General features: G+C 76.2%; 5 protein-coding genes. 2 read left to right on the top strand and 3 right to left on the bottom strand.

Annotated elements, in window-relative coordinates:
- Window positions 1-85: 85 nt before the first annotated feature.
- Window positions 86-2,614: an MMPL family transporter gene (locus ACFY07_RS03885; RefSeq protein ID WP_390867226.1), complete on the bottom strand. Its 2,529-nt coding sequence runs from the start codon at window positions 2,612-2,614 to the stop codon at window positions 86-88.
- Between the two features lie 269 nt (window positions 2,615-2,883).
- Complete coding sequence (rpsA, locus tag ACFY07_RS03880; protein WP_230648139.1) at window positions 2,884-4,371, bottom strand: 30S ribosomal protein S1; 1,488 nt, start codon at window positions 4,369-4,371, stop codon at window positions 2,884-2,886.
- 442 nt (window positions 4,372-4,813) lie between these two features.
- On the opposite strand from rpsA, the gene ACFY07_RS03875 reads away from it, so the two are divergent.
- On the top strand, window positions 4,814-5,782 hold the full coding sequence (locus ACFY07_RS03875) for a class I SAM-dependent methyltransferase (RefSeq protein ID WP_390867225.1): 969 nt from the start codon (window positions 4,814-4,816) through the stop codon (window positions 5,780-5,782).
- 313 nt (window positions 5,783-6,095) lie between these two features.
- On the top strand, window positions 6,096-8,876 hold the full coding sequence (locus tag ACFY07_RS03870) for an ATP-dependent RNA helicase (RefSeq protein ID WP_390867224.1): 2,781 nt from the start codon (window positions 6,096-6,098) through the stop codon (window positions 8,874-8,876).
- A 123-nt stretch (window positions 8,877-8,999) separates the two neighbouring features.
- On the opposite strand, the gene polA is transcribed toward ACFY07_RS03870, so the two are convergent.
- A complete protein-coding gene (gene polA, locus ACFY07_RS03865; protein WP_390867413.1) occupies window positions 9,000-11,696 on the bottom strand; it encodes a DNA polymerase I in 2,697 nt (898 codons plus the stop codon).
- Window positions 11,697-11,921: the final 225 nt, after the last annotated feature.

Raw genomic sequence — 11,921 nt, 5'->3', positions numbered from 1 at the left:
CCGCCGCCCGGTCCCCACCGCCCTGCGGCGGCGGGGACCGGCGGGCCGCGGCCCGGAGCGGGGTGCGGCCCGCCGGTCCCCGGCCCTACGGCTTGGCGACTGCCGCCGGACGGGGCAGGCGGGGGTGCGGGAGCCGGGCGGCGAGGTGCGGCGGGAGCTGCGGGATGGGCGGCAGCTGGGGCAGGGAGGACAGGGAGGACAGGGCCGGCAGCGAGGGCAGGTGCGGCCGGAGCGAGGGCAGCGGCGGCAGCACCACGTGCTCCCGCAGGCCGACCCGGCCGTGCAGCCGCTTCAGGGGGCGCGGCGCCCACCAGTTGAACTCGCCGAACAGGCTCATGGCGGCCGGTACCAGCAGGCAGCGGACCAGCGTGGCGTCGACCGCGACGGCGACGGCGAGCGCGATGCCCATCTCCTTGATCATCAGCATCTGCCCGGCGGCGAACCCGGCGAAGACGACCACCATCAGCAGGGCCGCGGAGTTGATGATCCGGCCGCTGCGCTGGAGGCCGAGCTCCACCGCGCGGGCGCTGCTGTGGCCCTCGTCCCGGAGCTCCTTGATCCGGGCGAGCAGGAAGACCTCGTAGTCCATGGAGAGGCCGAAGGCGAAGGCGAAGACCAGCACCGGCACGTAGCTCTCCAGGCCGCCCGTGGGCGTGAAGCCCAGCAGGCCGCTGAACCAGCCGTGCTGGAAGACCAGGGTGAGCGCGCCGAGGGAGCAGCCCAGCGACAGGACGTTCATCAGCAGGGCCTTGACGGGCACCACGACCGAGCCGGTCATGAGGAAGAGCAGGAGCAGGGTGCCGACCGCGACCAGGGCGAAGGCGGGCGGCCCGCGGTGGGCGATCTCCTGCTTGAAGTCGACCACGGTGGCGGCGTCGCCGGTGACCCAGGTGCGCAGCCCGTCGCGGTGGCCGCGCAGCTCGTCGACGACCGACTGGGCGGCGCCGCCCTGGGGGTCCCCGGCAACCATGACGTCGACGGTGCTCAGGCGGTCGCCGACCGGCTGGGCGGGGCGGACGCCGGCCACGCCGGGCAGGTCCGCGAGCGACCGTGCGTAGTCCTGCGCCCGCGCCTGCGGCGCCTCGACGACGACGGTGACCGGCGCCGGGGCCTGCTGCGGGAAGCGCTTCTCCACGGTGTCGGCGACCGCGCGGCTGGCGAAGGAGGCCGGCAGGACGTGGGCGCCGGCGCTCTGCGCGCGGGCGGTGAGGAACGGCGCGCCCGCGGCGGCCAGCAGGGCGACGGCCGCCAGTGCCACCGGCAGCGCCCGGCGCTGGACCAGCCGCACGGTGCGGGCGAAGAAGCCGTCGTCGGGCACCGGCCCGGCGGGCGCCTTGATGCGGTGCCCGGCGAAGCCGAGCAGGGCGGGCACGAGGGTGAGGGCGGCCGCGACGGTGATCACCACGACGCTGACGCCGGCCGCGCCGACGGCGCGGAAGACGGGGCTGGTGAAGACGAAGAGGCCGGAGAGGGCGACGGCCACGGTCACACCGGAGAAGGCGACGGTCCGGCCCGCGGTGGCGCTGGTGCGCTCCACGGCGGCGGCGACGGAGGCGCCGCGGCACCGCTCCTCGCGGAACCTGTTGACCATGAGCAGCGCGTAGTCGATCGAGAGGCCGAGACCGAGGACGGTGGCGATCGGCAGCACGCTGGTGTCCAGTGCCATAATCCGGCTGAAGCCGAAGATCGACAGCAGGGCGCCGCCGACGGAGGCGACCGCGCCGATCAGGGGCAGGCTCGCCGCGGCGAAGCCCCCGAAGACCAGCACCATGACGACGAGGGTGACCGGCAGGGTGACCAGCTCGCCGAACCGGGTGTCCCGGGCGGTCTGGTGCTTGACCTCCTGGGAGAGCACGAGGTCGCCGCCGACGGTGACGCGGGTGCCGGGGGCGGCCTGCTGGACCTCCTGGAGCCGCGCCGACACCGCGTCGACCTGCGCGTCGCCGGCGCTGTCGGCCATCCGGGCGACGACCAGGCTCGCCCGGCCGTCCTGGGACCGCAGGGCGGAGGCGGCCGGGCCGCTCCCGTAGGCGTCGGAGACGGAGGCGACGCCGGGAAGCGCGGAGACGGCGCGCGCGGCGTCCGTCACGGCGGAGCGGACCGCGGGGTCGTCCACCCGGGGGCCGTCGACCACGGCGGTGACCGTGCCGGCGGCGGGGTCGGCGGCGGCGACCGCGGCACTGCCCCGGGCGGACTCCGACCCGGCGGCCTGGGCGCCGGTGCCGGCGCTCTCGAAGACCCGCCCGCCGATCAGCACGCCCGCGGCCAGGACGACGGCCCACAGCGCCAGGACCCAGCGCCGGTGGCGGTGGGCGGTGCGGCCGACGGCGGCCAGGGTGCCGCCGCAGCGCGGCGCGCCGTCCTCCTCGCAGGGTCCGGACGGCGGCCCGCCGGCCGCGGGGGGCCTGCCGGGCACCGGGGAGGGTCGGCCGGAGGCCGAGGAGGAGCGGCGGGACACCGCCGGGGGCTGCCCGGGCGCCCCCTTCGTCCGGCGCAGTGAGCGGCCGCCGAGGACGGCGCCGGCGGTGGCGCCGGCGGTGGCGACGAGGACGGGGAGGAGCAGGAGCAGGATGCGGCGCGGACGCGGCAGCAGACCCAGGAGGGTGAGGAGCATGAAGAGGGAGACCTTGCTTCCGGGGCCGGGTGGGGCCCGTTCAGGTGTCGCCTCTCCAACCTAGGCAAGGGGCGCAAAGGTTCCCATACCTATCCGCTTTGAAACAGATCACACTTTACGGATGATCTCCTTACTCTCCGCATACATCCCATGCATGACATGTCCGGCGCATCGCTCTTCCCCCACCGCCCGGGGACGCAGCAGGGCCCCGAACCGGATGTCCGGTTCGGGGCCCTGCTTCAGGCGTCTACCTGGTCGCTACCGCGCGATCAGCTCTGGCCGCCGGCCAGCTTCTCGCGGAGCGCGGCGAGCGCCTCGTCCGACGCGAGGGCGCCGGAGCCCTCGTCGCTGGAGGACGAGTACGAGCCGCCGGCGGCCGCGGCCACCGCGTCGCCGCCCTCGGCCGCAGCCTCGGCGTCGGCCTCGCGGCTCTTGATGACCTGGGCCTGGTGCTGCTCGAAGCGGGACTGCGCCTCGGCGTACTGGCGCTCCCACTCCTCGCGCTGCTTCTCGTAGCCGGGCAGCCAGTCGTTGGCCTCCGGGTCGAAGCCCTCGGGGTAGATGTAGTTGCCCTGGTCGTCGTAGGACGCCGCCATGCCGTACAGGGTCGGGTCGAACTCAACCGACGCCGGGTCGGCACCGAAGGCCTCGTTGGCCTGCTTCAGCGAGAGGCTGATGCGGCGGCGCTCGAGGTCGATGTCGATGACCTTGACGAAGATCTCGTCGCCGACCTGGACGACCTGCTCCGGGATCTCCACGTGGCGCTCGGCCAGCTCGGAGATGTGGACCAGGCCCTCGATGCCCTCGTCCACGCGGACGAACGCACCGAACGGAACCAGCTTGGTGACCTTACCCGGGACGACCTGGCCGATCTGGTGGGTCCGGGCGAACTGCTGCCACGGGTCCTCCTGGGTCGCCTTCAGCGACAGGGAGACGCGCTCGCGGTCCATGTCGACGTCCAGGACCTCGACCGTGACCTCCTGGCCGACCTCGACGACCTCGGACGGGTGGTCGATGTGCTTCCAGGACAGCTCGGAGACGTGGACGAGGCCGTCGACGCCGCCCAGGTCCACGAAGGCACCGAAGTTGACGATCGAGGAGACGACGCCGGAGCGCACCTGGCCCTTCTGCAGGGTGGTGAGGAAGGTCTGGCGGACCTCGCTCTGGGTCTGCTCCAGCCAGGCACGGCGGGACAGGACCACGTTGTTGCGGTTCTTGTCCAGCTCGATGATCTTGGCCTCGAGCTCCTTGCCCACGTAGGGCTGCAGGTCGCGGACGCGGCGCATCTCGACCAGGGAGGCGGGGAGGAAGCCGCGGAGGCCGATGTCGAGGATGAGACCACCCTTGACGACCTCGATGACGGTACCGGTGACGATGCCGTCCTCTTCCTTGATCTTCTCGATGGTGCCCCAGGCGCGCTCGTACTGCGCCCGCTTCTTCGAGAGGATCAGGCGGCCCTCCTTGTCCTCCTTCTGGAGAACCAGGGCCTCGATGTTGTCGCCCACGGCGACGACCTCGTGCGGGTCGACGTCGTGCTTGATCGACAGCTCGCGGGAGGGGATGACACCTTCGGTCTTGTAACCGATGTCGAGCAGGACCTCGTCCCGGTCGACCTTCACGATGACGCCGTCGACGATGTCGCCGTCGTTGAAGTACTTGATCGTCTCGTCGATCGCGGCGAGGAAGTCTTCCTCGGAACCGATGTCGTTGACCGCCACCTGCGGGGTGGTGCGGGAAGAGTCGGTGCTGCTCGTCATTAGGAAAAGGGCTCCGGTACGGACATGAAGTCGTAGGTACTGCCACGCGGAGGGCCCGTATCGCTCCTACCGAGGGCCGGACAGCCAGGAGCCCGGCGCACCGCCCCTCCTGGAGACCAGGAAGATCGGCACCCCGCCTGCGACCGTGGGGTCTTCGACAGATGCGAGCGCGACCTGCTCCGTCCGAGGCGCGCAGGCCCGCAGCGCAACTTGTAGCATACGGGGACAGCCGGGCACGGTCAACGCCGGATGGCGCAGGTCTGCCCAGGCCGGGATGGATCAGGCCATATCCTCCGACCACCGCCGGTCCCGCCGCACCGCGAGGTGCGCGGGACGGTGGCCGCAGGGGCCCACTCCCCGGATGCCGCAGCCGAGCCCGCCCGCTGACGGGCCGGATCGGATGTGGCGCTTTCCGCACCCCCAACCCTACGCGATGGGCAGGATGACGCAGCCGACCACCCCCTCAGAGAAGCCGTTCGGGGCGGATTTCGCCCTGCCGGGCGACAGCGGCGGCCCGGACGCCCCCGCGCGCCCCGGCCGGACGGACCCCGACACGGCCCCCGGCGCGGAGCACGGCGCGGAGCACGGCGCGGACCCCGACGGGGAGGAGGCCGACGCCGTCCGCCGCTCCGCCGGGACCGGCGAGAGCAGCCGCGCCAGCCGCCACTGGTGGGACCGCAACGCCGACGAGTACCAGGAGGAGCACGGCTCCTTCCTCGGCGACGACCGGTTCGTCTGGGGTCCCGAGGGCCTGGACGAGGCCGACGCCCGGCTGCTCGGCGACCCGGCGGACCTGGCCGGCCGGCGGGTCCTGGAGATCGGCGCCGGGGCCGCCCAGTGCTCGCGCTGGCTCGCCGGACGCGGCGCGGAGCCCGTCGCCCTGGACATCTCCTTCCGCCAGCTCCAGCACTCCCGGCGCATCGACGTGTCGCGCGGCGGCGCCCCCGTGCCGGTGGTGCAGGCGGACGCGGCCGTGCTGCCCTTCGCCGACGGCTCGTTCGACCTCGCCTGCTCCGCGTACGGAGCCGTGCCGTTCAGCGCCGACACCGCCCGGCTGATGCGCGAGGTGCACCGGGTGCTGCGGCCCGGCGGCCGGTGGGTCTTCTCGGTCACCCACCCGATCCGGTGGGCGTTCCCCGACGAACCGGGTCCCGAGGGCCTCACCGCGCTCTCCTCCTACTTCGACCGGCGCCCCTACGTGGAGGAGGACGAGCAGGGCCGCGCCGTCTACGTCGAGCACCACCGCACGCTCGGCGACCGGGTGCGGGAGCTGGTCGCGGCGGGCTTCCGGCTGGTGGACCTGGTGGAGCCGGAGTGGCCGGAGGGCCTGGAGCAGGAGTGGGGCGGCTGGAGCCCGCTGCGGGGGCGGCTGCTGCCCGGCACGGCGGTCTTCGTCTCGGTACGGGACTGAGGGCGGTCCGGGGCCGGGGCGGCGGTCCGGGGCCGGTCCGGCGGTCCGGGGCCGGTCCGGCGGTCCGGGGCCGGGGCGGCGGTCCGGGGCCGGTCCGGCCCGGCGGTGCGGCGGGCGGGGCCGTCTCCCGCCCCTGCCAGGCCGTACGGCGGGCCGCGCGGGCGGTCCGGCGGCGGATCCGCGGGCCGGGCCGCCGCGGACGGCGGCGGGACGGCGGCAGCACCGCCCCGGGCGCGTCGCGCGCCTCCCGTCCGCGCGGCGCCGTCGCGGGCGGGCGGCGGGGCGCGGCCCCGGGTCCGGGAGACTGGTCGCCATGCGCACCGACCCCCTCTGGGCCGACCTGCCCGTCCGGCATGCCGTGCCGGAGCTCCACGCCGCCCTCGACGCCCGGGGCGCGGCGGTGCTCGCCGCCCCGCCCGGCACCGGCAAGACCACCCTGGTGCCGCTGGCCCTCGCCGGTTTGGCCCCGGAGCTGCCGGGCGGCCCGGCGGGGCCCCGCCGGGTCCTGGTGGCCGAGCCGCGGCGCCTGGCGGTGCGGGCGGCCGCCCGCCGGATGGCGTGGCTGCTGGGCGGGCGGCCCGGCGAGCGGGTGGGCTTCGCGGTGCGCGGCGAGCGGCGCGCCGGGCCGGACACGCTGGTCGAGGTGGTCACCACCGGCGTCCTGCTGCAGCGGCTCCAGCGCGACCCGGAACTGGCCGGGGTCGACGCCGTGCTGCTGGACGAGTGCCACGAGCGGCACCTGGACGCGGACACCGCCCTGGCGTTCCTGCTGGACGTGCGGGCGGCGCTCCGGCCCGAGCTGCGGCTGGTGGCCGCCTCCGCCACCTCCGACACCGCCGCGTGGGCGCGGCTGCTCGGCGGCGACGGCGGACCGGCGCCGGTCGTGGAGGCGCACGGGACCTCCCACGAGGTGGCGGTGGTGTGGGCACCCCCGCCGCGCCCGGTGCGGCCGCCGCAGGGCACCCGGGTCGACCCGGCGCTGCTGGAGCACGTGGCGGCGACCGCCCGCCGGGCGCTCGCCGAGTGCCCGGGCGACGTCCTCTGCTTCCTGCCCGGGGCGGGGGAGATCGCCCGGGTGGCCGGGCTGCTCGGCGGCGCCGACGGCCGGGACAGTGCGGGCGGCGCGGACGGTGCGGGCGGCTTCGAGGTGCTGCAGGTCCACGGCCGGGCGCCGCAGGCGGTGCAGGACGCGGTGCTCTCCCCCGGCGGCGGGCGTCGGCGGGTGGTGCTGGCCACCTCGGTCGCCGAGTCCAGCCTGACCGTGCCCGGCGTGCGGGCGGTCGTCGACAGCGGCCTGGCCCGCGAGCCGCGCACCGACCACGCGCGCGGCCTGTCGGCGCTGGTGACCGTGCGGGCGTCGCTGGCCGCCGCCCGGCAGCGGGCCGGGCGGGCCGGGCGCGAGGCGCCCGGGACGGTCTACCGGTGCTGGCAGCCCGTCGAGGACGCCCGCACCCCGCCGTGGCCGGCGCCGGAGATCGCCCTGGCCGACCTGTCGTCCTTCGCGCTGCAGGCCGCCTGCTGGGGTGACCCGGACGCGTCCGGACTGGCCCTGCCGGACCCGCCGCCGGCCGGCGCGCTGGCCGCGGCCCGCGAGGTGCTGCGGGCGGTCGGCGCGGTGGGCGCCGACGGCCGGGTCACCGCGCGGGGCCGGGCGATGGCCGCAGTGGGCGTTCACCCGCGGCTGGCCAGGGCGCTGCTGGACGGCGCCGGGCAGGTCGGCGCGCGGCGGGCGGCGGAGGTGGTGGCGCTGCTGTCCGAGGAGCCGCCGCGGGCGCTGGGCGAGGACCTGGCGGCCGTGTGGCGGCAGGCCCGGGCGGATGGCGGCGGCCATCCCGGCTGGGCGGCCCGCTGGCGCGAGGAGGCGCGCCGGCTGCGGCGCGGCCTGGCGGCGGCCGGGGACGCGGGGAGCGGCGACGCGGGGAGCGGGGCTGCCGCCCGGGGCGGTGCGGCCGGTACCGGTGCGGGGAGCGGCACGGCGGACGGGGACGTGTCCGCCGCGGACCGGGGGGTGCCGGACGCGGCGGCGGCCGGGCTGGTCGTGGCGCTGGCGTTTCCCGAGCGGGTGGCCCGCGTGCGCGGCGGCCGGACGGCGGCCGGAGGGGCCGGGGGCGGGGCGGCGGCGGACGGCCGGGCCGGGGACCGGGCGCGCGGCGGGCCGGGCTCTGCCCGGGTCCCCTACCTGATGGCGTCGGGGACCGCCGCCGAGGTCGCGGCCGGCTCCCCGCTGGCGGGCGAACCGTGGCTGGCGGTCGCCGTCGCCGACCGCCCGGCCGGGTCGCCCTCGGCGCGGGTGCTGCGGGCGGCCGCGATCGGCGAGGACACGGCCCGGCGGGCGGCGGCACCGCTGCTGGCGGTGCGGGAGGAGGTCGGCTGGGCGGTGCCGGACGGCGCCCGGCGCGGCGACGTGGCCGCGCGGCGGGTGGAGTCGCTGGGCGCGGTGGAGCTGTCGTCGGCGCCGCTGCGCGACCCGGACCCGGCGGCGGTGCGGGCCGCCCTGCTGGAGGGCCTGGCGCGGGAGGGGGTCCCGGCGCTGCTCGGGTGGGGGGAGTCCGCGCGGGGGCTGCGGGAACGGCTGGCGTTCCTGCACCGGGAGCTGGGCGACCCGTGGCCCGACGTGTCGGACGCGGCGCTGCTGGCGCGCGCGGAGGAGTGGCTGGGGCCGGAGCTGGACCGGGCGCGGCGCCGCGCCGACCTGGAGCGGACGGACACGGCGGAGGCGCTGCGGCGGCTGCTGCCCTGGGCCGGCGGGGAGGCACTGCGCCTCGATGAGCTGGCGCCGGAACGGATCGAGGTGCCCAGCGGGTCGCGGATCCGGGTGGACTACTCCGGGGAGCGGCCGGTGCTGGCGGTGAAGCTGCAGGAGCTCTTCGGATGGGCCGCCGCCCCCGCGCTGGCGGGCGGCCGGGTGCCGCTCACCGTGCACCTGCTCTCCCCCGCCGGGCGGCCCGCGGCGGTCACCGGCGACCTGGCGTCGTTCTGGCGGGACGGCTACCGGGCGGTCCGCGCCGAGCTGCGCGGCCGCTACCCGCGCCATCCGTGGCCGGAGGACCCGTCCACCGCCGCGCCGACCCGGCGCACCAACCCCCGCCGGTAGGCCGGGCCGGGGCGGACGGGTACCGCACCGGCACCGGCACCGGCACCGGCACCGGCACCGGGTGGCCGTGCCCCGGGGGCGGGCGGGCACTCCACGGCGTCCGCCCGCCCCCGGCAGCGCGGCTCAGTGCGCGGCGTCCTCCCAGTTCGGCCCGACGCCGACGGAGACGTCCAGCGGCGCCCGCAGCGGGTAGGCGGCGGCCATCTCGCGGCGCACCACCTCCTCCACGCGCTCCCGCTCGCCCGGGGCCAGCTCCAGCACGATCTCGTCGTGCACCTGGAGCAGCATCCGGGAGCGGAGCTGCTCCTTGGCCAGCCCCTCGTCGACCCGCAGCATGGCGATCTTGACGATGTCCGCGGCCGAGCCCTGGATCGGGGCGTTGAGCGCCATCCGCTCGGCCATCTCCCGGCGCTGCCGGTTGTCGCTGGTGAGGTCGGGCAGGTACCGGCGGCGGCCGAGCACGGTCTCGGTGTACCCGGTGACGCGGGCCTCCTCGACGACGCGGCGCAGGTAGTCCCGCACGCCGCCGAACCGCTCGAAGTAGTTCTCCATCAGCCGCCGGGCCTCGGCGGCGTCGATGCCGAGCTGCTGGGAGAGGCCGAACGCGGAGAGGCCGTAGGCCAGTCCGTAGGACATCGCCTTGATCTTGCGGCGCATCTCGGCGTCGACGGCGTCCTTGTCCACCTCGAAGACCTGGGAGGCGACGGTGGTGTGCAGGTCCTCGCCGGAGGTGAACGCCTCGATCAGCGCCTCGTCCTCCGACAGGTGGGCCATGATCCGCAGCTCGATCTGGGAGTAGTCCGCCGTCATGAGCGAGTCGTAGCCCTCGCCGACGACGAAGGCGCGGCGGATGGAGCGGCCCTCCTCGGTGCGCACCGGGATGTTCTGCAGGTTGGGGTCCTGCGAGGAGAGGCGGCCGGTGGCGGCGACCATCTGGTTGAAGGTGGTGTGGATCCGCCCGTCGTCGGCGACGGTCTTCACCAGGCCCTCGACGGTGGTGCGCAGCTTGGCCTGGTCGCGGTGGCGCAGCAGCACCACCGGCAGCGGGTGGTCGGTCTGCGCCGCGAGCCACAGCAGGGCGTCGGCGTCGGTGGTGTACCCGGTCTTGATCTTCTTGGTCCTCGGCAGCGCCAGCTCGCCGAAGAGGATCTCCTGGAGCTGCTTGGGCGATCCCAGGTTGAAGGGGTGTCCGACGGAGGCGTGGGCCTCCTCCACGGCCTGCTGCACGGCCGCGGCGAACCGCTCCTCCAGCGAGGAGAGCCAGGCCCGGTCGGCGGCGATGCCGGTGCGCTCCATGCGGGCCAGCAGGGCGGACAGCGGCAGCTCCACGTCGCGCATCAGCTCGACCGCGCCGTCCTTGGCCAGGCGCGCCTCGAAGACCTCGGCGAGGTCCAGCACCGTGCGGGCCTGCACCATGAGCGCCTGCGCGGCGGCCTCCGCGTCGTCCTCGCCGTCCCCGGAGGTGTCGAAGGACAGCTGGCCGCTCTCGGTCTCGGCCGCCGGCTGCAGGGAGCGGCCGAGGTACTCCTCGGCGAGCCCCTCCAGGGCGAAGGAGCGGCGGCCCGGCTTCTCCAGGTAGGCGGCGAGCGCCGAGTCGGCGGTGACGCCCGCGACCTCCCAGCCGTGCTCGGCGCAGGCCCGCATGACGTGCTTGGCGATGTGCAGGGCCTTGGGCCGCGAGGCGTCCGCGAGCCAGGACGCGAACGCCCGCTCGTCCTCCTCCGCGAGCCGCGCCGGGTCGAACCAGCCCGCCGGCCCGTCGGCGGTGGCCAGCGCGACCTCCCGCACCCGGCCGGCGCCCAGCGCCCACTCGTGCACGGTCGCCATGCCGACGCGGTCGCCGCCGGCGGCGTGCTCGGCGATCCAGGACGCGACCGCGCCGGGCGCGGCGAGCACCGCGCCGTCCACGTCGACGCCCGGACCGGCCGCGGCCTCGGCCTCCTCGGCGCCGGCGGCCGGGTCGACGGCGAGGAGCCGCTCGCGGAAGTTGGGGTTGCGGAACTCCAGCGTCTCCAGGAGCACCCCCACCGCGTCCCGGTCGTAGGGCGCGCGCTCCAGGTCGGCGACGCCCAGCGGCAGCTCCACGTCGCGGACCAGCTCGGTCAGCTCGCGGTTGCGCCGCACCGACTCCAGGTGCTCGCGCAGCTTCTCGCCGATCTTGCCCTTGACCTCGTCGACCCGCTCCACCAGCGCCTCGAACGAGCCGAACTGGTTGATCCACTTGGCGGCGGTCTTCTCCCCGACGCCGGGGATGCCGGGCAGGTTGTCCGACGGGTCGCCGCGCAGCGCCGCGAGGTCCGGGTACTGCACGGGCGTGACGCCGTACTTCTCCGCGACCTTCTCCGGGGTGTAGCGGGTCAGCTCGGAGACGCCCTTGGTCGGGTACAGCACCGTCACGCGGTCCGAGACCAGCTGCAGCGCGTCCCGGTCGCCGGTGACGATCAGCACGTCGAAGCCCTCGGCGGACGCCGCCGTGGCCAGGGTCGCGATGACGTCGTCGGCCTCGAAGCCCTCCAGCGCCATCCGGGGCAGCCGCATCGCGTCCAGCAGCTCGCCGATCAGGCCCACCTGGCTGCGGAACTCGTCGGGGGCGGACGAGCGGTTCGCCTTGTACTCGGGGAACCGCTCGGAGCGGAAGGTCTGCCGCGACACGTCGAACGCCACCGCCGCGTGCGTCGGCGCCTCGTCGCGCAGCGTGTTGGCCAGCATCGACGCGAAGCCGTACACCGCGTTGGTGGACTGGCCCGTGGTGGTGGTGAAGTTCTCCACCGGCAGCGCGTAGAACGCCCGGTAGGCCAGCGAATGTCCGTCCAGGAGCATCAGGCGGGGACGCCCGCCCCGGCCGCCCGCCCCGCTGTGCGCCGTGCTCTGACCCGCCACGTGTCCCGTCCGTCCTGCCGACTGCCCTGACACCCGAATCCTAGGGGGCGCCACCGACAACGGACGCGGAGCGGCGGGACGGCGGGCCCGTCCGGGGCCCCTCCCGGCCGCCCCCCGCGCCGGAAGTACGATCACCAGCAGCCAGCCCCGGCCCACCGGGACGAC

It is taken from the genome of Streptomyces sp. NPDC001380, from assembly GCF_042895785.1.
In the GTDB taxonomy this organism is placed as follows: domain Bacteria; phylum Actinomycetota; class Actinomycetes; order Streptomycetales; family Streptomycetaceae; genus Peterkaempfera.
This window is presented reverse-complemented; position numbering and strand designations above follow the sequence as displayed.